This window comes from Micromonospora sp. RL09-050-HVF-A (assembly GCF_019374995.1).
Taxonomy (GTDB): domain Bacteria; phylum Actinomycetota; class Actinomycetes; order Mycobacteriales; family Micromonosporaceae; genus Micromonospora; species Micromonospora antibiotica.
The window spans coordinates 4,572,154-4,593,152 of record NZ_JAGKQP010000002.1; the positions used below are offsets into that span (position 1 = coordinate 4,572,154).

The 20,999-nt window shown below is 67.9% G+C and carries 24 protein-coding genes and 1 tRNA gene; 7 read left to right on the forward strand and 18 right to left on the reverse strand.

Going from position 1 to position 20,999, the window contains the following annotated elements; all coding sequences use genetic code 11:
• Nucleotides 1–22: 22 nt before the first annotated feature.
• Nucleotides 23–1,057 (reverse strand): zinc metalloprotease, encoded by a 1,035-nt coding sequence (locus J7462_RS20090; protein ID WP_219465461.1) that lies wholly within the window; start codon nucleotides 1,055–1,057, stop codon nucleotides 23–25.
• Between the two features lie 234 nt (nucleotides 1,058–1,291).
• Here J7462_RS20090 and J7462_RS20095 point away from each other — a divergent pair.
• Nucleotides 1,292–1,365: transfer RNA gene (locus J7462_RS20095), tRNA-Gly, on the forward strand.
• A gap of 89 nt (nucleotides 1,366–1,454) precedes the next feature.
• On the opposite strand, the gene J7462_RS20100 is transcribed toward J7462_RS20095, so the two are convergent.
• The 13 genes from J7462_RS20100 to J7462_RS32390 all read right to left on the reverse strand — a co-directional run bounded on the left by J7462_RS20100 (nucleotide 1,455) and on the right by J7462_RS32390 (nucleotide 11,648).
• Nucleotides 1,455–2,684: a site-specific integrase gene (locus J7462_RS20100; protein WP_219465462.1), complete on the reverse strand. Its 1,230-nt coding sequence runs from the start codon at nucleotides 2,682–2,684 to the stop codon at nucleotides 1,455–1,457.
• A complete protein-coding gene (locus J7462_RS20105) occupies nucleotides 2,684–2,854 on the reverse strand; it encodes a helix-turn-helix domain-containing protein (RefSeq protein WP_255598827.1) in 171 nt (56 codons plus the stop codon). The genes J7462_RS20100 and J7462_RS20105 overlap by 1 nt, the downstream gene beginning before the upstream one ends.
• Nucleotides 2,847–4,676 carry a replication initiator gene (locus J7462_RS20110; protein ID WP_219465464.1) on the reverse strand — a complete coding sequence of 610 codons (1,830 nt, stop codon included), beginning with the start codon at nucleotides 4,674–4,676 and terminating at the stop codon, nucleotides 2,847–2,849. The genes J7462_RS20105 and J7462_RS20110 overlap by 8 nt, the downstream gene beginning before the upstream one ends.
• The gene (locus tag J7462_RS20115; protein ID WP_219465465.1) at nucleotides 4,673–5,248 is read right to left on the reverse strand and encodes a DUF2637 domain-containing protein; all 576 of its coding nucleotides are present in this window, start codon (nucleotides 5,246–5,248) and stop codon (nucleotides 4,673–4,675) included. The genes J7462_RS20110 and J7462_RS20115 overlap by 4 nt, the downstream gene beginning before the upstream one ends.
• Nucleotides 5,245–5,436 carry a hypothetical protein gene (locus J7462_RS20120; protein ID WP_145921118.1) on the reverse strand — a complete coding sequence of 64 codons (192 nt, stop codon included), beginning with the start codon at nucleotides 5,434–5,436 and terminating at the stop codon, nucleotides 5,245–5,247. Before J7462_RS20120 ends, J7462_RS20115 begins: the two co-directional genes overlap by 4 nt.
• A 5-nt stretch (nucleotides 5,437–5,441) precedes the next feature.
• Nucleotides 5,442–5,696 (reverse strand): hypothetical protein, encoded by a 255-nt coding sequence (locus tag J7462_RS20125; protein ID WP_219465466.1) that lies wholly within the window; start codon nucleotides 5,694–5,696, stop codon nucleotides 5,442–5,444.
• On the reverse strand, nucleotides 5,693–7,309 hold the full coding sequence (locus J7462_RS20130; protein ID WP_255597804.1) for an FtsK/SpoIIIE domain-containing protein: 1,617 nt from the start codon (nucleotides 7,307–7,309) through the stop codon (nucleotides 5,693–5,695). The genes J7462_RS20125 and J7462_RS20130 overlap by 4 nt, the downstream gene beginning before the upstream one ends.
• A gap of 279 nt (nucleotides 7,310–7,588) precedes the next feature.
• Entirely contained in the window at nucleotides 7,589–7,984 is a 396-nt protein-coding gene (locus tag J7462_RS20135) for a transcriptional regulator (RefSeq protein ID WP_104113758.1), read from the reverse strand.
• A gap of 134 nt (nucleotides 7,985–8,118) precedes the next feature.
• Nucleotides 8,119–8,943, reverse strand: a complete 825-nt coding sequence (locus tag J7462_RS20140) for a hypothetical protein (RefSeq protein WP_219465467.1) — start codon at nucleotides 8,941–8,943, stop codon at nucleotides 8,119–8,121.
• 300 nt (nucleotides 8,944–9,243) lie between these two features.
• The gene (locus J7462_RS20145; protein ID WP_308290960.1) at nucleotides 9,244–10,020 is read right to left on the reverse strand and encodes a glycosyltransferase; all 777 of its coding nucleotides are present in this window, start codon (nucleotides 10,018–10,020) and stop codon (nucleotides 9,244–9,246) included.
• Nucleotides 10,008–10,829 (reverse strand): GntR family transcriptional regulator, encoded by an 822-nt coding sequence (locus J7462_RS20150; RefSeq protein WP_219465468.1) that lies wholly within the window; start codon nucleotides 10,827–10,829, stop codon nucleotides 10,008–10,010. The genes J7462_RS20145 and J7462_RS20150 overlap by 13 nt, the downstream gene beginning before the upstream one ends.
• 149 nt (nucleotides 10,830–10,978) lie before the next feature.
• A complete protein-coding gene (locus J7462_RS20155; RefSeq protein ID WP_219465469.1) occupies nucleotides 10,979–11,224 on the reverse strand; it encodes a precorrin-4 C11-methyltransferase in 246 nt (81 codons plus the stop codon).
• Between the two features lie 91 nt (nucleotides 11,225–11,315).
• Nucleotides 11,316–11,648, reverse strand: coding sequence for a hypothetical protein (locus tag J7462_RS32390; RefSeq protein ID WP_255597805.1), 333 nt, complete (start codon nucleotides 11,646–11,648; stop codon nucleotides 11,316–11,318).
• 554 nt (nucleotides 11,649–12,202) lie between these two features.
• On the opposite strand from J7462_RS32390, the gene J7462_RS33380 reads away from it, so the two are divergent.
• Nucleotides 12,203–12,622, forward strand: coding sequence for a GntR family transcriptional regulator (locus J7462_RS33380; RefSeq protein ID WP_219465470.1), 420 nt, complete (start codon nucleotides 12,203–12,205; stop codon nucleotides 12,620–12,622).
• 201 nt (nucleotides 12,623–12,823) lie between these two features.
• Here J7462_RS33380 and J7462_RS20170 read toward each other — a convergent pair whose 3' ends face one another.
• Both J7462_RS20170 and J7462_RS20175 read right to left on the reverse strand, forming a co-directional pair.
• A complete protein-coding gene (locus J7462_RS20170; protein ID WP_219465471.1) occupies nucleotides 12,824–13,552 on the reverse strand; it encodes a HEPN domain-containing protein in 729 nt (242 codons plus the stop codon).
• A gap of 2 nt (nucleotides 13,553–13,554) precedes the next feature.
• Nucleotides 13,555–14,793: a DUF262 domain-containing protein gene (locus tag J7462_RS20175; protein ID WP_219465472.1), complete on the reverse strand. Its 1,239-nt coding sequence runs from the start codon at nucleotides 14,791–14,793 to the stop codon at nucleotides 13,555–13,557.
• 635 nt (nucleotides 14,794–15,428) lie between these two features.
• On the opposite strand from J7462_RS20175, the gene J7462_RS20180 reads away from it, so the two are divergent.
• From J7462_RS20180 to J7462_RS20190, 3 genes are all read left to right on the forward strand, one after another.
• Nucleotides 15,429–15,593, forward strand: a complete 165-nt coding sequence (locus J7462_RS20180) for a hypothetical protein (RefSeq protein WP_219465473.1) — start codon at nucleotides 15,429–15,431, stop codon at nucleotides 15,591–15,593.
• 760 nt (nucleotides 15,594–16,353) lie between these two features.
• Nucleotides 16,354–16,617 carry an e9imm peptide gene (locus tag J7462_RS20185; protein WP_219465474.1) on the forward strand — a complete coding sequence of 88 codons (264 nt, stop codon included), beginning with the start codon at nucleotides 16,354–16,356 and terminating at the stop codon, nucleotides 16,615–16,617.
• A gap of 61 nt (nucleotides 16,618–16,678) precedes the next feature.
• The gene (locus J7462_RS20190) at nucleotides 16,679–17,566 is read left to right on the forward strand and encodes an LLM class flavin-dependent oxidoreductase (RefSeq protein ID WP_219465475.1); all 888 of its coding nucleotides are present in this window, start codon (nucleotides 16,679–16,681) and stop codon (nucleotides 17,564–17,566) included.
• Nucleotides 17,567–17,679: 113 nt separating this feature from the next.
• On the opposite strand, the gene J7462_RS20195 is transcribed toward J7462_RS20190, so the two are convergent.
• Both J7462_RS20195 and J7462_RS20200 read right to left on the reverse strand, forming a co-directional pair.
• Nucleotides 17,680–18,111, reverse strand: coding sequence for an ASCH domain-containing protein (locus tag J7462_RS20195; RefSeq protein WP_219465476.1), 432 nt, complete (start codon nucleotides 18,109–18,111; stop codon nucleotides 17,680–17,682).
• A gap of 164 nt (nucleotides 18,112–18,275) precedes the next feature.
• A complete protein-coding gene (locus J7462_RS20200) occupies nucleotides 18,276–18,824 on the reverse strand; it encodes a phosphoribosyltransferase family protein (RefSeq protein ID WP_219465477.1) in 549 nt (182 codons plus the stop codon).
• A 219-nt stretch (nucleotides 18,825–19,043) separates the two neighbouring features.
• Between J7462_RS20200 and J7462_RS20205 the strand changes: the two genes are divergently transcribed.
• Entirely contained in the window at nucleotides 19,044–19,688 is a 645-nt protein-coding gene (locus J7462_RS20205) for a septal ring lytic transglycosylase RlpA family protein (protein ID WP_219465478.1), read from the forward strand.
• Between the two features lie 87 nt (nucleotides 19,689–19,775).
• Entirely contained in the window at nucleotides 19,776–20,903 is a 1,128-nt protein-coding gene (locus J7462_RS20210) for a PP2C family protein-serine/threonine phosphatase (RefSeq protein ID WP_219465479.1), read from the forward strand.
• Nucleotides 20,904–20,999: the final 96 nt, after the last annotated feature.

Below are 20,999 nucleotides of genomic sequence, written 5' to 3' on the forward strand. Positions count from 1 at the left end.
ACCGGTGCCTGCGGTGTGTCGGTCAGGCCGACGCGCGGTAGGCGGTCCAGGCGTTCACCATGCGGCTCGCCTGACCAGCGGTGAACTGGTACATGCACGAGTCGTAGGTGTAGTCCATGAAGTTGGTGATCGGGTCCTTGCCGGACGCGGTGCAGGTGTCCCGACCGGTCGGGCACTCGAAGGCCGGCTCACGCTCGGCCGGGGTGTCCGAGACGCCGTCGCCCGAGCCCGAGCAACCACCCTGGAAGGTGTGGTAGAGGTTCAGCCAGTGGCCGACCTCGTGGGTGCCGGTGTCACCCAGGTTGTAGTTGGTGGCGGTGCCACCCGGCAGCGACTCGCCGAGCACGACGACGCCGTCCATCACGTCCAGGGTGCGCTTGGGGAAGGTCGCCCAGCCGAGCAGGTCGTCGCTCAGCTCGCCCAGGTAGAAGTTGAGGGTGTTCTTGCCGCCGGTGCGCAGCTGGGTCTTCATCGCCCGCTCGGCCGAGGAGCCCTGCACGATCGGGTACCAGGACGCGTTGGTGACCCGGTTGATCTTCTGGAGCTGGAAGGTGAAGCCGGTGGCCGCGCCGCCGGTCGCACCGCTGTAAGCCTGGTTGAGCACGGTGATCTGCGAGTTGATCAGCGAGTCGGGGATGTTGCCCCCGGCCCGGGTGCTGTCCCGCTGGATCACGTGGACGACGACCGGGACGGTGATCGGGGCCAGCGCCACCGTCGTGCCCTCGCTCGAACCGGTGCGGATGCTGGACTTCGACCGCAGGGCGCTGTTGCGCAGGGCGGCAGCGAAGTCCGCCTCCCGCTCCTTGACCTGCGTGGCGGTCAGCTGGTTCGGGTCGTGCCGCTTGTGCGCGGCCTTGCTGCCGCCGCGAACGCGCGCGTCGGAGTGGACGTCCTCGTGGACGTCGGCCGGCTCCGCGCAGGAGGCGTTGTCGGGGGCTGCGGAGTATGCGGAAGCCGCAGGCACGACGCCCACCGCAGCAGTGCTCAGCAGCAGCGCGAAGGTCGTCGATGCGACGCCGGCGGCACGCCGGGTCAGCAGGTTGGGACGTAGTCCCATGGGCCCACCTCTTTCTGGCGGCGCGACAGGGGGTATGTCGCGCCGAGGTCGTGAACGTGGGGGTGACGTTACAACTGATCGACACGTTTGAGAACGTCCCTAAGCTGCTTCTGTGAAACATCTGACCGTTTCATTTCAGCAGGTGGTGGTCGATCGGCTACGGAAGGTGTCCGGCGGCGTGCGGGGGTGCCAGGGTGCGCGGGCGTGGTCACCTCAGGTACAGTGGTTCCGCTTGCGGGTGTAGTTCAATGGCAGAACATCAGCTTCCCAAGCTGACAGTGCGGGTTCGATTCCCGTCACCCGCTCCACCACGAAGGCCCTGACCAGGATGCGAATCCGAGTCAGGGCCTTCGATGTTCCAAGGTCAACGATCATGCACCGTGCCATTGGCGTGCCATTAGGGCCGCTCGCCACCGGCCTCGTCCCGGTCGGTCGGCCGCTTCCCGCCCTTCTTCCCGCCGGCCTTCTTCCCGCTCTTGCCCTTGCCGCCGGTCGCCTTCCTGGTCTTCTTCCGGTCGGCCCGCACCGCCTCGTGCAGCGCCTGGGCGATGGCCCGGTCGGCTTCCGCCGTGGCGTGCTGGTAGATCAGCGCCGCCTGCGGCGAGTCGTGCCCCATCCGGGCCATCAGGTCCCGGGTGCTGGCCCCGGTCTGGGCGGCGAGGGTGTTCCCGGTGTGCCGCAGGTCGTGGAAGTGCAGGTTGGGCTGACCGATCCGGGAGATGTTCGCCTTCCAGTCGATGAGCTTGTTCAGGTTGCCCCGCCAGATCGGGCGCCCACTCTCGGTGGTGAACACGAGAGCTTCCGGGTTGTCGTCGACCTCGGCGGCCAGGTGGTCACGGACGACCGCGACGACCGCCGGGGGCAGGGTGATCGTGCGCCGGCCCGCCCGGGACTTCGGTGGCCCGAGCACCAGGCCGACCCCGCGCTGTTCGGTGTACGCCTGCCGTACCCGGATGGTGCCGGTCACCGTGTCGACGTCCTGCCGTTGTAGCGCGGCGACCTCACCCCAGCGCAGGCAGCCGAAGGTGGTCACGAGGACCAGGGCGCGGTACCGGGGCGGCACGATGTCGGCCAGCTTGAAGACCTGGGCGAGGGTGAGCACCGGCCGTTCCGCCGGCTTTTCCTGGTCGGCCCCTGGGATGCGGCACGGGTTCCGGGGCAGGATCATGTCTTCCTTCACCGCCGTCATCAGCACCGCCCGCAGCAGCCGGTATGCCTTGGCCGCCATGCTCACCGAGACGCCGTTGCCGAGCAGATTCGCCCGCCAGTCGCGGACCATCGGTGTGTCCAGCCGACCCAGCTCGGTCCCACCGAGGTACGGCACGATGTGTTTGTCGAGCAGCCACCCGTACAGGTGCACGGTCCGGGGTCGCAGGTTCGGCCGCTGGTCGATCCAGCGTCGCGCGTAGTTGGCAACCTTGATCTTGGCCCGGGTGGGGTCGGTCCACTCGTGCCGGGCAATCTGCGCCTCAACCAGCGTGAGGTACCGGTCCGCGTCGGACTTCCGGGCGAACGTCTCCGGCGCGTTGCGCATCTGCCCATCCGGGCCGGGGTACCGAGCCTGATAGCGCCCCGAGGGCAGCTTGCGGACGCTGCCGAACCGGCGGTGACCTTCCTTGTTCGCCATCACGCCACCCGCTGAAGGTCGCGCCACACATCCGAGGCGGTCAGCGGCTCCACCCGCCCGGACTCGACATGCGCGGCCAGGTCGACGGCCTTGATCCGGACGCTACGGCCGAGCTTGTGGAACGGGATACGCCGTTCGGCGACCAGCCGGCGGACGTACCGCTCACTCATGTTGATCCGGGCCGCGGCCTGCTCGATGGTCAAAACCTCGTCCACTGTCGCCTTCCTCCCCGTCGTGCCGTGCGTTGTGCTGAGTTGCCGAAGGATCGGCCGACCCCTGGGCGGCCCGGTCCTTGGCGGCGAGTAGTTCGGACCGCCAGCGGGCGCGTTCGCTGATCGACCGCATGAGCCGATGGGACAGCGGCCCCACGTCCGGGTCGTCGGGCCGGGCGAGTTCCCAGGCGTGCCGGACCCGTTCGACGTTGTCGCCCTGGTCGTCGACGAGCTGCCGGGTGTTGTCGGCCGCGCCGCTGTCGGTGGTGGTACCGAGCAATGCCCGCACCCAGGCCCGGACGTCGTGCTTGTGGTCGCTGAGGGTCTTGCCGGACCAGTCGCGGGAGATGAGGATGCGCCGGCCGCCGATGCCGAGGGTGTCCCGCTGGTGGACCTTGCCCTTGCACCGGCCCGGCTTGAGCTTCGGGTTCGCCTTCTTCGGTTGGACGCCGTAGAGCAGCCAGTTGGCGCACCGGTCGGTGCAGGGGGTGACGCGCAGTTCCCGCCAGAGCCGGTCGAGGTGTTTGCGGTGCCGGTCGGTGGTGGCCTTGTGGACGTCGCCGGTGTGCTTGGTGATGTACTTCGTGACGTACCGGATGGTCCGTTCCGCGTCGGTGGTGCCGGGCATGACGCCTCGGGCGTCGACCTGGGTACCGAAGCGCACGACGTGCACCGGTTCCGCGTCCGGGTCGTTGTCGATGGCGTCGAGGGCTTCCGTCCAGGTGGTCAGCGGGCACCGGGTGTCCGGGTCGACCCACGCCGCCGCGTCCTCGTCCCACACCGGGGGTCGGTCGGCGGTGTACTGCTGGACGTCGACCGTCGGCCACCACACCTGGTGATAGGTGGCCGCCGCGACGGTGCGCAGGGTGTCGCGGGGGATGGTGCCCCGGATGGCGAAGTGGGCGTGTGGGGCGAGTCGGCGTTGCGGCTCGACGCAGCCGGCGTACTGGACGTTCCAGCCCTCACAGCGGCGCAGGTTCTGCCAGAACCGATCCAGGAGCCGGGGGAAGTGCACGGCGTCCCAGGCGGCGCGGCGGTAGTCGTACCGGTCGGGGTTGACCGGGGTGCCGTCGGGCCGGACCGGGCCGTAGGAGTCGAGGGTGAGGGTCAGCCACATCGACGGCCGGTAGGTCGACCCGTCCGCAGCGGTATACGTCCTGCCGACCGTGCGCCGCTCGACCTTGCGCCGAGGAAGCTCGGGCGCGTCCTGCCGCCGTTTGGTGGAGCGCTTACGCCGGCGGCCGGTGTCGTCGTCGGCGTCTTCGTCGACGCCCGCGTGGGGTGGCCCTACCCGCCCGCGCAGGCCCTCCGCCGTGATGGCCTCTTCGACCTCGCGGACTCCTTCGTCGAGTTCTTCGACCTGCCCCCACTCGGCGGCGCGGATGGCCTCGTCGCGGGAGAACTCCAGGTGTGCGCGGAACAGGATCAGCGCCTTCTGTTCCTCGGTCGCCGGTTCCGGTGGCGGCAACGGCTCGTCGTCGCGGTGCCAGCCCTCCCGGATCTGGGCCTGCCGCAGTCGGCGGTTCTTCTTGGCGCACGGGGCGCACTTGTCTTCCCGGGTGGCACCACAGGGCAGGTCGATGACTTCGGTCAGGCCGGTGTCGAGGTCGGTGCGGCGCATGGCGAGGGGGCGCACGCAGACGCCGTACTCGGCGGCGATCTCCTTGAGGACGTCGACCGAGCGGGGTAGCGCCATGCGGGCCGCCCGCGACCCCGGCCGAGGAACAGCGACCGGGGTCGGGGTGGCGGGTTCGAGGCCCGGGAGGGTGGGGGCGGTCATCGGATGATCCCGACGACGTGCGGCCGGTTCGAGGGGACAACACGCGGAGGCAGCACGGCCGCCGGGGCAGAGATGGCAGCCGGTGCCGGGACAGCCGGCGGCACGGGGTCGGCCGGACGCTCGGGTACCGGGTCGGTGGTGGCCTGCTCGGGCACCTCGTACCAGTCGCCCGGGGGTTGGTCCGGTGCGGGAGCCGGCGGCACGGCGGGAGCGTTGGACAGGACGACCTTGACCAGGGCGAGGAATGCCAGGGACGGCACGGCCGCCACGGTCCAGCCCCACACCGAGGGTTCCGCTTCGGCGACCTGGGCGGCGAGGGACAGCAACGCGAACGCCACCAGGAGCGAGCCGACCAGGCCGACAGGGCGACCGGCACGGCGGCGGGCGCGGAGTTCAAGGCCGAGGTAGATCGCCATCAGTTCGACGGCTACGGCGTTGGCCCAGCCGATCCAGTCGGGTTGGCCGTGGGCGACGGACAGGTCGTGGACGTGGGTGAAGGCGGCAGCGCCGGCCATGCTGCCGATGGCAAGCAGGATCACCAGGCGTACGGCGGTTTCGGTGCGTGCGGTCATCGCCACTCCTGCATCGGCTTCTCGCGGATGGTGAGGTCGATACGGATGCGCCGGTCGGCCATGTCGGGGCGGCGGTTGACCATGTGCGCGAGGCCGTGCAGGGCGGCGGCGGTCTGGTCGGCGGGGCCGACGAGCCGGATGCGCAGCGGACGCCGGAGCCGGTTGATGACGCGGGCAAGGGTGGTCATGGCGGTTACCTCCGGGCCGGTCGGATGTCGGTGCGGATGTAGTCGGGAGGGGTGCCGAGCGTGGCGACGGCTTCGGAAAGGCAGCGCCACAGCGCCCACGCCTCGTCAGGGGTCAGGGACATTCGCCGCCGGCCCGCACCGACCGCCAGATAGACGGGGTACGGGTCGGGTCGGTCGTGGTCGACGCGGACGGACACGGCGGTGACCGGTTCGGGGGTACGCAGCCGGTAGAAGCGCCGGCCGTCGGTCGGGCCGGTCATCGGGGTTCACCCCGGTCGGCGTCGAGGATGGTGCGCAGCGCGTCGGGAAGCAGTGGCCCGCGTCGAGGCCGGGGCAGCGCCGGCCGGGCCGGTTCCGGGGTCGACTCGCGGCCGACCTGGGCGAGGATGTCCGCCGCGTCGGCCGGGGCCGGGTACCGGTGCGCCAGGTCGCGGATGTCGTCGTCGCTGACGTAGGAGAACCGGACCCGCATCGGTTCCGGGGTGCCGTCGAGGATCACGTACCCCACGCCCTTGGCCCATCGGGGCATCTGATCCGCGAGGGCACCACGGTTGCGGGCACCGTCACCCAACACGAGATCAACCTGAGCTGCCTCGGTCAGCCCGAGGGCGATGCGGGTCGGGAACAGGTCCCGGAACGGCAACACCTCCTTGCGCGGGTCCTGCAACGCGGCCACCACCAGCACCCCGACCCCGGCCCCCTGCGACAGCAGCAACCCCAGCGAGACCGCGATGCGCTTACGCAGGTCGACGTCTTGCAGGTACGCCGTCAGCGCGGCCATCTCGTCGATGACGACCACGACCAGGGGGTCATCCCCGGTCGGCGTGTGCACCCGAACGGTGCCGGCGAGTCGGGTCTGACGCTCCCGCATCACGGTCACGGCCTCGTCGAGGAGATCGGCCATGGCCTCGAACGACTTGCAGGCGAACCGGGCGAACAGCGGCCGGCCCATGGCGAACTCCATCCCGCCCTTGGGGTCGATCACCCACAGCCGCACCAGGCCCGACGTGATGCCACCGGCCAGCGAGCGGACCAGCGACCACAGCACCGAGCCTTTCCCGGAGCGGGTGGCCCCACCGATCAGCACATGGGTGGCGAGCAGGTGCAGCGACCAGGTGCCCAGGTCCTCCCGCCGCGCCAACGGCAACCCGGTGAAGTCGGGAACGGCCGGGGTGTCGAACGGCGGCACCACCGGCCGCAGCGCGTCGGTGCGGACGAGCACCAGGTAGACCAGCGTGGGTCGGTCCCGGAACCGCAACCGGTCGACCCAGCCGAGCGGCAGAGCCCAGTAGCCGGTACGGGTCGGCGGGGTGTCGGGTCGCTCGGAGTAGACCCGGGCGTGCCGCCGGCCGAAGGCGTACGCGAGGTTCGCGGTGACCTGTTGGAAGTCGGCCGGGGTCTGCCCCCGGACCATGCGCACGGTCAGCACGTCCAGGGCCTGATCCGAGCGCACCCGCAGCAATTGCGGCAGGACCGGCCGGTGGTCGTACGTTGCGGCGAGGCCGCACAGGGTCATGGCCTCGGGCCAGGCCCGCCGGTAGACGACGACCTGACGGAATCGGCCGAGCAGCGGCCCGGCGCACCACCGCCACCAGGACGTCTCATCGCGCCACCGCCACAGGGCCGACACCGCCGACGCCAGCACCAGCGGCACGACCAGGCCCGGCCATCCGTGTTCGGTGTAGAGGACGGCGGCGGCCACGGCCAGGCCCACGGTGATCGGGTGACGCAGGCACCACCAGCAGAACCGGGCGGCCCAGCGCAGCACCAGGCCGAGCACGACCAGCCACATCGGCAGGACGAACCGCTTCGGCCGGACCACCATCAGATCCCCGGCGGTCACCATCACGACCCCGCCACGAGGACGGCGCATCATCGCCCACCCCGCAGGGACACGAACCGGCCCGACGCATCCCGGACCGGAGGAAACGGAAGAACGAGCTGCCCGACACACCCGGCACACCGACCGTCGGCACCGGTGGCCGGGTCGAACCGGGACTGACACACCTCGCACCGAGGCGAAGCCGGGGCAGCCGAACGCCTACGCTTGGACACGTCACTACCTCTCTCGACAGAGCAGGGGAAAGAGACACCAAGGGGGCGGGGCTGCCGTCCGCCAAGACCAGACAGCCCCGCCCCCAACCTTCAGCGGCTACGCCGCCGCCTTCTTCGCCACGCCTGCCGGGGCACGCATCCCGGTCGCCCGCAGCGAGTACGCCATCCGGTTGTTGTTGGTCACGTACGGCGTGACCGTCATGCCCTCGAACTCCACCGCCTCGAACGGCGCACCCGTCGGCGGAACCGGCTGGTAGTCGGCGGAGATCTTGACCGTCGTCTCCCGGGAACGCTTGCCAAGCTCCGGGTCCAGGTCCATCACCCGCACCTGCCACACCCGCTGACCGGTCAACTTGTCCTTCGCCGGGCTACGCCGCCCGGTCTTCTCGTCGTAGTCCTCGACCTCACCCAGGGACTCGGGGACCAGGGCGCACCCCGCCGGGAACACGTCCTCACAACGCACGGCGAACCTCGTACCGCCACGCAGAGCCATCGCTCAACCTCCAAGTCGTTGACATGTCTGCCAAGTGGAGACTCCAAGGTAGACGCCACTTGGCAGACAAGTCAACAACTTGGAGGGGTGCGGAAGCCGCAAGCCCTCTGCCAGCGAGAGGGCTTGCGGTCAACTCACTGGATGGCTTTCCCGCGCAAGGTCAGCACCTTCATGAGCTTCTGGTCTAAGTCCACTACTAAGCCGCGAACGTAACAAATTAAGTCAAAACCGAGCCGCCTTCCAAAGGAATCGGCTATTTCGGAATCGGGAATTCCTTCCAACTCTTGGTTAATGTAAGCTCTTTTGGTATAGCCTTCAGACAAAAGTGCGGCATGGAGCGAGAATCTATCCAGAAAGTCCGACGTGAGTCGAATCCCGGCGGCATCGGCCATTTGTTGGTAGACCGTCCTCCATGTTGCCATGCCCAGCTCGTACAACTTCTTCTCAATCAACAGGATGCTCTTGCGGTGCTGCTCTTGCCCAAGCAAGCCTTGCAGACTCACGGTCATCCCCGCCCGTGCGAGGCGCTGGGCTATATAGGCGATACAGACCTCCTCGATGACATCTGGCAGCGTGGCTACATCGCTCCGAACAATGCAGAGCTTCTCCTTCAGAACCCCGGTCGTTGGGGTCAGCACGTTGCTTCTCCATGCGTGATAGCGTGCATAAACTGCGAGATCACCATGGTAGCGATGAATGCTATTCCAGAAGATGTCAAACTTGCCCTGGGTGAGATCTTCCAGCCCGCGAATCCGGGCTTCGGAGAGCAGTGCTTCCCTGCTAGGCCGTCCACTCTTCTGCTTTATCGCGATACTCGATTGCACGCCGTTCCCCAGGTAGATATCAACTCCTAGTGACAAGAAGCAGAGCACTTCGGGACGCCCAGGGTGAGCTTTCTGGTCAAACAAGCCGTGCAACGGCAGAGCAGCGAGGCTGACTTCCTTAGGGTGAGTGAACATGGGAGGATTTTGCCCAAGCCCGGCCAGCTTGACAAGCGGTGGACCTGCTTCCGGCTTCGACCCCGCAGCCATTCGGCTACGGCGGGAGTCGCTGCATGGAATCGCATTGAAACGAAGGCCGCGAGGCAGTCATCCCATCCGAAAGTTACTCACGGATTAACCCGTAGGAATGATCCGAGCGGGCCCCAGCCTGACCTGAGGTAGTGAGGCTGCTCCACGAGGCAGAGAAGGCTGAGACGGCAACCGGGATGAGAGCATGAAACCCTAGCCGCAACCCGACACGCGGCGAGGAGTGCGGTTCTACCCCTTAGTGCTGCTGCCGAAGCCGCGCGGGACCGCCGAGGCGAGAGCCTGGGCTCTGGCCTCGATGATCTTCATGCGGGCTTGGTACTCGGCGGGCTCGCGGTGTGCGGCTTGGCTGGTGACCTGGCCGGGCCATTTACGGTAGAGCAGGCCGTATTCGCGGGTGAAGTAGCCGGCGCTGACGGCGTTGGCGGCCAGGAGCAGGCCGGTGTCTTCGGAGGCGGGTAGGGCCATCCAGCCGCCGAGGGCGAAGACGAGATCCCGCCGTAGGCACAGGGTCGCCGGGTGTACGGATGCCCGGTAGTCGTTGGCCTGCCAGAACGCCAGGACCGCACCCCGGTCGATGACCCCACCGGCCGGGTCCTTGTCCCATCCGGCGGTCGACCCGTCGGGCAGCAGGTCGAGCACCCGCGAGGTGGTCCACCCGATCTGCGGGTGCGCGTCGAACGCGGCGATGTCCCGAGCGAGCGCGCCGGGGGTCAACTGGTCGTCAGCATCGAGAACCTTGATGAGGTCACCGTCAACCCGGGACAGCGCAAGGGTCCGAGCAACACCAGGCCCACCAGGACGACCCGTGCCGAGGCTGATCCGAGGGTCGTCGGGCAGCACGTCGGCCAGGGCTCCGGTCTGTCCGTCTTCCTGGACGAGCCATTGCCAATCCCACCCCGGCGGCATCTCCTGCTTGGCAAGCGACTCGTACGCGCCAGCCAGGTATCCGATGCTGGGCGCGTGGACCGGGGTGATGACCGAGACGAGCTGCGTCAAGTTTTCCACCGCTGGAGTTTGTGGGAGTAGACAAGCTCGGTCCGGTCCCCCGGCATCACCACGTCAGCGACCTCGACCACCCGGCCGGTGGTGTCGACGGAGGTCTTCCGCACGGTGAGCACGGAGACGCCCGGGTCGATGTCCAGCAGTTCGGCCTCATCCGGTGACGGGGGCCGGGCGCGGATCTCGTCGTCGATGCGGTCCAGTTCGATGCCGAGGGTGTAGAGCTGGTGTTGCGTGCCGCCGGGCCAGGGTTCCTTGCCGGCGTCGAGCAGGTCCGGGTTCGCGGCTACCAGGTCGTAGGGCAGGTAGGAGTACGACACGGTCAGCGGCGCGTTCTCGTGCCGCGACGACGTCCAGTAGACCCGGCGCAGCAGCGGCGCACCCGGCTCCACCTGCAAGGCCGCCGCCATCTCCTCATCGGCGTCGACGCGGGTGTACTCGGCGTGGAACTTGAGGTCATCGACGGTCAGGCCGGTGTCGTGCTCGGTCGCGCCGGTCTTCAACCGTTCATCCTCGTCGAGCAGGACCCGGTCCTTCTCCCACTGGTACCGCTCGGTGTTGCGTCGGCGTACCCGCTGACGGGGTGCCCGCACGTAGGTGCCGCGCCCCTGCTCCGCGCGGACCAGACCCCATTCCCGGAGCTGCCGGATGGCGTTGCGGACGCTCGTGCGGGACAGCCCGGACGACTCGGCCAGCTCGGTTTCGCTGGGCATCAGCGTGCCAGGGGCAAGCTCCCCGCTCATGATCTTCACCCGCAACTCTTCCGCGAGTTGCAGGTAGCGAGGGCGCCAGTCCCGGCCATGCACACCGGTCACCGTACCCCCTAGACGTTCCAACGTCTGCCAGGTGGTCCCCCCAGCGGGCCGCTCCGGCACCGCCGGCACCACCACCGCCCCTGCTCGCGGAGCCTGCCCACGACGCCCACCAGGCGCACGGGCGGAAGCGGCCCGCCGGCCGTTGGTGTTCACCGCGGCTCTCCCGTCTGGCCGGGCCGCCCGGCCTGTGCCTGCATGGCGTGTCGGGCGTGGGTCAGTTCCTCGATGAGCCGGTCGACGTGGTTGAGCGACAGGAGCACGGTCTGCGTGGTGCCGAAGTGGGTCGCGTCGAGCTTGATCGCCGGGTCGCGGCGGGTGAACCGGTCGATGAGCAGTTGCAGACTCACCCAGCCGGTCCCCTCCCGCCCGATCGTGGCCAGGTACCCCCGGTGCATCGGATCGTTCGGTCCACAACCCCGACACCACGGCGGACACACCACCGGCCGAGGCGACGCCGGCCCCCGCCGGTTCATCATCGGAAAGCCGTCACTCATCGCCGGCCCCCTGCCCGCCGGCCTGCGCCAGCAACCCACGCAACTGCTCCACCAACTCGGCCGCCTCCGACAGCGACAACTCCGCCCAGGCGTTCCCCGCCCGACACGACGCGTGCACGCACACCAGCGGAGCACCGGGAGTCTCGGCGCTGATGAGGTACGTGACGACGAGCCCACTCGCCCGCTTCTCACCGACGCGCAGCATGTGGCCGCGATGACGACGGGCCATGTGCGCCATCACCGGCGGCACCAGATAGCCGCACCGCTCCGGCGTGCACCAGTCCGGGTGACTCGTGACCGGGGCCGGCTTGCTCGGGCGGGTCATCGTGTCCACCGCCCGCCGTGGCCCCGGTGCGCCTGAGCCACCGTCATCAACGGCGCATACCGCAGCACGGGAAGTTCCCGCGTGACGTCAGCCGACCACCACGACGCAGGGACGACCGATCCGCCGGACGACACCGATGGCTTGTCGCTGCTGGTGGCCGGGATTGGTGTACGTCGGCGCGGCCACCAGGACGACAACCAACCGCGTCGACGATGAGAGCCGGACATCGCACCTCCACAGGTAGACGAGGAACCGGCGGCCGACCACGAGCGTGGTTGTGGCCGACCGCCGGCCCGGATGAAGGCACGGCGCACCGTCCGACGCCGGACGGGTCGGGTATCGCCGAGCCAACTTGTCTACGCGGCTACCGCAACCGGTCCCACAGGACGCCGCGCATAGGTGCGGCCAGGGCCGACACCGCGACCACCCCTGACACGAGCCGTCACCCCGGCCGCACACCAGGAAACGTATCTACAAGTGGACGAGTTGTCCAGACGTCGAAACACGTCGCTTGCTTGGCACTTGGTACAACAAGTGCCAGGTACGGTGAACAGGTGCCCACCCCGCACTACGGACAACCCCGCTACCGCACCATCGCCGACGAACTGAAGCAGCGCATCGAGCGTGGCGCGATCCCGCCCGGAGCCGTTTTGCCGACCGAGAGCGTGCTTACGGCCGAGTTCCGGGCAAGTCGCGGCACAATACGTCAGGCGATATCTGTTTTGCGAGATGAGGGCTTCGTCACCACCGAACACGGTAGGGGTACATACGCGAACGCGCGCACCTGTAACTGCAATACCGACCGGTGTAAGGGCACGAAAGAAAGAGTGAATGAAGTTGCGGCCGATGCAGGCCTAGCAGCCCTTTTCGAGGTCGAAGTTGGCACGCCACTGATCGAAAGCGAGAGCATTTCACGAACGGGAGCGAGAGTTGAGATGGTCGTAAGGTTATATCGGCTGCCGCGGCACGATTAAAATGGCTGCTCCATGTGGACTCGATCGTGTGAGTCGCGAAACAGTCGAGCCAAAGTTGAGAGAGCGTTAAGTCCGTCGATAGAGCGAAGAAATGGAGTCGAGGCGCCTAAACTCGCAGCTCGGATGAACGAGCTCTCTAGGTGCCCTGACTCCACTCTCTTGACCACTCTCAGAAACGCAGGTGGACAGTGACCGAATAGATCAGATATCCAGCTCCTCGGTTAGAGTATGGGCGCGTCGAGCAGAAGCAATTAAAGCATCGATGTGCGTCTCCAATTGCATTGACAAAACGAGGGCTAGACTCTCAACAAAAAGGGCGTTCTCGAGTAGTTCGGCCCGAAGAACGTGGGCGGCGTCGGCCGTATGGGCGACCTGGTGTCGCGAAGTCACCAGACTTTCGAGTTTTTCCGCGCAGTAGTCGAGCGACACAGGCTTAGGCCACGTTTCGCCGAATGGCTGAGAGACCTTTCTGAAAATGTCGTTGAATCCAACGTTCTTGAACATTCGTTTGACGCAATCTGGATCTGGGTTGTTGCCGGTGGAAGACAAAGCTCTTGGCGAGAAAGAGCCGCCAACAATCGCCTTTGCGGCTGCAATTACCTCCGGCAACCGATTCACCTTCTCCGACCCGCGTGAGCGATGATCTCCCTTCATGGCTAACTCGAGCGACGTGTAGATTGCGGCTGTATGAATCTTGTCGCCATAGTGAGCCAGTGGAATTCGCTCTTGACGGAGGCGGTCTAACTGCTCCTCGAAAAGTGTCCGAAGGAACGACTCGAAACATGCGACGGTTAGAACCGTGCAGGCTCCACGCAGCCCAAAGCACACTGCACGATCTTCAACCTCTGGGGGATCAGCGTAGCGCTCTTCCAATTCAGCTAGCGCCCTCACAGCGATTAGGGAATGCCTTAGGCTCTCCAGCGCTGCCATGCCTAGCTCACGATAGAAGCGATCGTGTGGCGGACTAGCCTGATTCGTTCTCGGAAGTAGCTCGGAGTGTTGGTTGCCGAGTCGATTGCCGACCTAAAGGTAGGGTCACTGAAAAGCTCCTTGACTCCGGTAATTAAGGCATCCTGATTCAGTTCTAGCTTAGAAATATCGAAGTCCTGGACAGCAAATATCTCGGCATCGAAAGCCGCTGCCAGCACCGGTTTCCTCCATGTCTGCTTCTCGGGCATCCAACGGCGGTAAGCATATTCGCCGAAAGCTGCCATCGACTTACGGACCGACTCTCTGAAAGCTGATCGAAGTTCCTCGACCTGAGAGATCGGCATGGAGTGATTATTTACCATAAAATCATCGAGACGGCGACCCATTCCCCCCTTGAAGGTCTCCCAATCATCTTTGAAAGATAGGTACCTGAGCACAAATTCAGCATCTCGCATCTCTTTATAGAGTTCAGACTTGTGCCTATCGGCAATCCCTAGAGCTTTGTGAAACAAATCAGAAGAAGATTCTTCGAGAATCATCTCATTCAAGTTGCCGGGCCATGCGCTATTCCGGATTTCCTGGGGATTCAAGCGAATGCCGCCAGTGTTCAGCCTCTGAAATACCTGGTACTTGACGTCGGAGTCCGACTGGCGAAGAATGATGATGGCCCGAATTGCGGCCCTGGTTTCCAGGATGGTCTGAAGGGTTCCGGGCAACTCGTCAATGGAGCTTCCGTTTAGTTCAGAAAAAACCTCAAGGCCAGTGAGGCGAAGACGCCCGACTAGAAAGTCATTGATGGCAGTGAGGCGCTGCTTACCATCGATCACCGAGTATCGACCATACTCGTCCTCGTTGAGGAAGATTGGCGGTACCGGAACATTCATCAAAAAGGATTCGATCAGTTGTGACTTGCGTACGTTGGTCCAGCGATTGCGTCGCTGGTACTTTGGCGACAAGTCGATCTTTTTAGCTCGCACAAGACTGGAGAGCGAGAAGAGGTTATAGTCGACAGCGCTAGTGACAAGGTCTCGCTGCTTCGCCTCCCAGAAGCCAACAGGATCGTTGCCATACTGATCATCGAGCTGTGACTCGGCCTCCTCGACGTCTCGGACTTCATCGACCGGATTCTCGTCACCCGTGTCTAGGGCTCGGTCACTCAAGGGAACCTCCAACTCTCGGCGGGTCTTGTGTATCAGATGGCAGCTGTCTCTTCTAACCGAGTAGCACTCGTAGAAGGTCATGGGTCTCTAAGTCGCGGTGAGGAATGATCCGGGGTGCCCTCATACTCTCGGTACGCTGCGTGACACAGCATCTTATGCCGATCTACGCTTGCGTCGGCAGGGCTCGGCTACTCGACGGTCTTCTCGACGATAGTTGCCGATTCCTTCTATTTTGGATCAAGGCACCGCGCGCAGCGCGGTGCGGGCGCGGTGGCCCCGTCCGGCGGCAAGCCGCCCCGGTCGTCTGCGACGCCGGGGCGGGAAGCCGCCGACAGCCGACGGGCTGCCGCGCCCACAGCACCCCGAATCTGGATAACGAACCACGACCAGGCCGTGACGATCGCCGGGGTGGCTGGCCCCGTCGGGCTTTTGGCGATCGGCTGCCGCGCCGGCTTCGCCGGCTTGCCCTCGGCCCTCCCAGGTCACCCCGCGTCGCGCCGAATCCGACCACACCGGGTCCGCCTACGCTGTCGCGGTGGACGTGGGCAGGGTGTGGCGGCTGTACCACCGGGGCGAACTGGTCGGCGAGATCGACGAGCAGAGTCACGACTTTCCCGTGGACGTACGGCCGGTTCCGACCGCTGCCGGGGTTCGGGCCGCTACGCCCGCTCTTTGTCGCCCAGAACGCCGCCCTCGACGCGGACGACGACGAGGTCATGATCCGGATCGACGACGAGATCCGGGCCGCCCTGACGATGACCCACCCGGACGGCCCCCAGGTGGCCGAGTTCCTGTTGAGAATCGAGGACGACGAGGCCGGCTTCCGGTGGCATGACGAGCCGTTCGAGAACGGGCAGCCCGTGCCATTAGCGTGCCATTAGGGCAGGACAGCAGGGGTCAACCCAGGCCACCAGGGACCACCGCGACCAGGCCGCCGGCCCGTCGACCTCCCACCCATCGTCAATTCCCAAGCTGACAGTGCGGGTTCGATTCCCGTCACCCGCTCCACCACGAAGGCCCTGACCAGGATGCGAATCCGAGTCGGGGCCTTCGATGTTCCAAGGTCAACCAGGGCGCACCGTGCCGATGGCGGGAGCATCAGCGGGCAGTACAGCACGACGCTACTCACCTGGCTCGGAAGCCAGCTGAGCACCGGCGCGGCCGACAGCGGGGTTGTCGCGGTAACAAGTCATGGCCTTGGGCCGGGGTAGCGGCTCCAGGTGCCGCCTGCGTTGGTGACTTGGCGGTTGCGACGAGAGTTACGACCCCGGTGACGTCGCCCAGGCGGCGACCCCGGCGACCTGAAGCCCACTCGATCGGCATGGCGGGGGAGCGGATACCCGTGCGCGTCCTTTAGACCTGATGACGTGAACGACTCACACCGACGGCCGAAGCGGTGTCGACGTCAGCACACTCCGCCGCCCGCCGCCCGCCGCCCGCCGCCCGCCGCCCGTCACCCCCCGCCTGACCACCTGTCACGCCTCACTCGCCGCCTGATTCGTTGACGACATCAGCTCGAAAGGACGCGCCAGGACCACCCGACCTCGGGCCGACCTGGACGACAGCCCGGGGCGGAAACCTCGACACCTCCCCGTCGAGGATCATGTGGGGTGCCATCGGCCCTGCTCCGAGGAGGTCACCGTGCCGGCGAAGCTGACCCGGGACGAGGCCGTCGCCCTCGTCGAGCGGATCATGCGGCTCGACTATGCCGACGACGGCGAGCTGAACGACTGGCTGGACAGACTCGCACGCGACCTCGTCTGTCCGGACGTCTCCGATCTGATCTTCACGACCACCCCGGAGCTGACGGCCACCGAGGTCGTCGACCGCGCGCTGGCCTACCGGCCGATCGTGCTGAAGGCGACCCCGTGGTCGGAGACCGAGGAGCAGACCCGGCCTGACTGACCCACGTGAGCGCGGGCACCCGGCACGGAAAGGGCCGGGGGCGGCGTCGGGACGTACCCTGGTGATCATGCGGATTGGCATCGTGATCCTTCCCGACCAGCGGTGGCCGGAGGCGCGTCGGCGCTGGCAGCAGGTGGACGCGTGGGGCTTCGACCACGCCTGGACGTACGACCACCTGGGTTGGCGGGACCTGGTCGACGGTCCCTGGTTCGACTCGATGTCGACGCTGACCGCCGCTGCCACGGTGACCGAACGGATCCTGCTCGGCACCCTGGTCGCCTCGCCCAACTTCCGGCATCCGGCGGCGTTCGCCCGGCAGGTCACCACCCTCGACGACATCTGCGGCGGGCGGCTGCTGCTGGGTCTCGGCGCGGGTGGGATCGGCTTCGACTCGGCGGTGCTGGGCGGGGAGACGCTGCCGCCCCGGCCGCGGGTGGACCGGTTCGGTGAGTTCACCGAGCTGCTGGACCTGATCCTGCGGGAGGACGGCACCACCTGGCGGGGTGACTGGTTCTCCGCCGTGGACGCCCGCAACAACCCCGGCTGCGTGCAGCAACCCCGGGTGCCGTTCGTGGTGGCCGCCAACGGGCCCCGGTCGATGCGGTTGGTCGCCCGGTTCGGTCAGGGCTGGGTCACCACCGGCACCGGCGAGGAGGAACTGACGGCCTGGTGGGGCGGGGTGGCGACGCTCTGCGCCCGGATGGACCGTACCCTCGACGAGGCCGGCCGCGACCCGGCCAGCCTGCCCCGGTACCTCTCCCTGGACTCGGCGCCGGTCTTCTCGCTGAGCAGCGCGGACTTCTTCGCCGAGCAGGTCGCGCGGGCGGCGGCGCTCGGCTTCACCGACGTGATCACGCACTGGCCCCGGGCCAGCAGCTGGTACGCGGGCGACGAGGCGGTGCTGGCGGACGTCGCCACCCGCCTGCTGCCGGAGCTGCGCACGCCCTGACAGGTCGCCGCACGCACTGCGGGGTGCCGCGGGCCCTGAGCGGCTGCACACTGAGGGACCCCGCACGCACCGGCAGGGGGCCGGACACTGACGGGGTGCCGCCCCGGCCCGGTTCAGGTGCCCAGGTCGCCGGTGCGTATCCCGCCGTCGCCGGCCGAGACCAGTCGGAACCGGATGCAGACGATCTCGGTGTCGTCGGTGACCGGGGTGCCGGCCCGGGCCCAGAAGCCGGCGTGCCCCGCCCGCCAGTCCTCGATCGAGCGGTCGCCCTCCCCCTCGGAGCGGGCGAAGTCCCAGGGGACCCGGGCGAAGGGGACGACGTCGATTCCAGTCACCTCGACCACTCCGACGAGCGCGTCCCGGTCGTCGACCAGGGCCAGCCGTTCACCGACGTGCTCCAACTCCTCGGCCTCGGCGGCGTACTCGGTGAGCAGGCCGGCGGTGGCCGTCTTGACCCCGGTGAGCACCAGCGTGTTGAGGGTGGTGCGCAGCTCACCGGGGGTGCCGAGGGCGAGCGTGCGGAGTCCGCCGATCCGTGGCCACATGCGGCCGAGGCTACCGGGGTGCCGCTGTCCCGTCGCCCGGCGCACCACCGGCGGTGGCGGTGGACTGAGTCGCCGGACAGGTCGCCCCGACCCTGGCCACGCCGACCGATCTGCTGGTCGCCAAGTCGCTCGGCACCCTGGCCGGGCTGACACGGGAGCGTGGGTCAGGGCAGGTCGGCGGGGGTGAGTAGCCCGCGTGCGCCCAGTTCGGCGGCGACCGGGTCGGGCAGGTCGACGACCACGGCGGCGACGCCGACCCAGTGTGCGCCCCGGGCGGCGCAGAGGTCCCGGACGGCCCGCACCTGGGCTCCGGTGGCGACCCAGTCGTCGACCATGAGCACCCGGTCGTCCGCGCCGAGCCGGTCGTCGCGTACCGCCAGGTCGACCTGCCGGCCCCGGAAGTCGGGTGGGCTCTGCGCCCAGGTCAGCGGGCCGGCGGGGAGTCGGCCGTCGCCGGGCTTGTGGGCCGGGACGAAGCCGACACCGAGGGCGGTCGCGGCGAGCGGCCCGAGCATCAACCCGGTCACCGCGGGGGCGACGACGACGGTCGGCCGGTCGGGGTGGAACGGCGCGACCAGGGCTGGTCCGAGCCCGGCCAGCACCTGCGGGTCCCGCCACCAGCCGGAGACGTCGCTGACCAGGTGGCTGCTGCCCGGCCCCGGGTCGACCCAGCGGAACAGCTCGACCAGGCGGGCGCGCAGCGCAGCGGTCATGGCCCCATCCTCGCGGTACGCGGCGCGGCGGTCATGACCCCATCCTCGGCGGTGAATGCCAGCGGTGGCATTCTGGCCCGTGCGGCCCACCGGCCGTCGGCTGATCGGTCACACGTATCACTGTAATTCCGGGCATACCACCATGATCACGTTGACTTCGGAAGTGCTTCTGTCGTTACGGTCCGAGCCGCTATGAAGGCCTACGAAAGGACCGAGCCGGTGGTTGGCAGGCACTCCCGTACCCGGATCTTCTCCTCGCCCGCCGGCATCGCGGCCACCGCCGCGCTCGGTGTCGCGCTCGCCGTCGGCGGCACCGTCGGCGCGGTGCAGCTGACGGCCGACGACGCGCCGGCCCCCGTCGTCGTGGACCCGGTCACCCCCGGCGTCGTCGGCACCACCGCCGCGCCGACGCCGAGCCTGAGTGCCAGCCCCACCGTCTCCCCGACCGCCAGCCCGTCGCCCACCGCCACGGCCAGCCCGAAGGCGACCCGGACCCAGGCCGCTTCCCGGAGCAAGCCGCGCACGCCCGCGCCCAAGCCGTCCGCCACCACGAAGAAGGCGGCCCCGAAGAGCAACGTCGTCGACAGCGGCTCGTGCGGCGCGTCCTTCTACGACGAGGGTCAGTTGACCGCCAACGGGGAGAACTTCGACCCGAGCGCGCTGACCGCCGCGCACAAGACCCTGCCGTTCAACACCAAGGTCCGGGTGACCAACCCGGCCAACGGCAAGTCCGTCACCGTGCGGATCAACGACCGTGGCCCGTTCGTCGACGGGCGCTGCATCGACCTGTCCCGGGCCGCCTTCGCCGCGATCGCCTCGGTCGACCTGGGTGAACTGACGGTCAGGTACGAGGTGCTGGGCTGACGGCGAACGGTGACACCAGCGGGACGGCCGGGTAGAACACCCTCAATCGTGGGGCTAGGTTCATTCTCCGGCCCGGTTCCATCAGGCATGCTGTCCCACGTACGTAAACATGCCTTCCAGTTGGGCCGAGGCCCACTGAGTCCCGGGTCCCGCGCCGGCGTCGGCGCGGCCGTCGGGCTGCTCGCGCTCGTCTCGGCGATCGAGTCGGCCGACGGCCGTGCGGTGCACTACGTCGCACTGATGACGGTGGCGCCGATCCTGGCCGCCGGTTTCGCCTCGTGGCGGGCGGTGGCCGGGGTGGGTTTCCTCGCGCTGCTGGTCGGGGCCGGTTTCGCGGTGGCCGATCCGGCGATGAAGCTGACCACTGCGGTGTCCCTGGTCGGGATCGCCTTCGCCACCGTGGTGGCGGCCAGTGTGGCGGCGGTCCGGCAGGGGCAGGTGGTGCGGATCGGCGAGCTGTCCCGGCTGGCCTCGGTGGCTCAGCAGGCCGTGCTGCGTCCGCTCGGCCCGCAGGTCGGGACCCTGGCGGTGGCGGCCCGGTACATCTCCCCCACGGCCACCGCCGAGATCGGCGGTGACCTGTACGAGGCGATAGACACCCCGTACGGCGTCCGGATGATCATCGGGGACGTGCGGGGCAAGGGGCTGGACGCGGTCCGGCTCGCCAGCATCGTGCTCGGCTCCTACCGGCACGTCGCCTATGAGCGGCCCGACCTGCGGGCGGTGGTGGCCGACCTGGACCGGGCGGTGGCCCGCAACGTGGGGGACGAGGACTTCGTCACCGCGGCCGTGGTCGAGGAGCGCGGCGGGACGCTGACCATCGTCAACTGCGGCCATCCGGCGCCGTTGCTGCTGCGTCGGGGCGCGGTGATCCCGCTGGAGCCGCCCGCGCCCGCGCCGCCGCTGGGTTTCATGCCGGTGGTCCGGCCCCGGGTGGAGCGGCTGGAGCCGGGCGACCGGCTGCTGCTGTTCACCGACGGTCTCGGTGAGGCACGCCGGGACGGCGAGTTCTTCCCGACCGCCGACCGGGCGTGGCGGCTGCTCGGCCACGGCACGGTCGGCGACGGTCTGGCCTCCCTGGAGACCGCGCTGGTCGAGTGGGTGCACGGGCGGCTCGACGACGACATCGCCCTGGTGCTGATGGAGTACACCGGGCCGCGTAGCGGGGTGACGGTGGCGGTGCCCTCGTGGGAGGTCGGCGCGGCGGAGAACTGACGCGCGCCGGGCTGTGATCGCCGTCACTTCGACGATCGGGTTGTCGCTGCCTACCGGTGAGTAATACAGTGGGGGTTACTGATCGGTAACACCTGT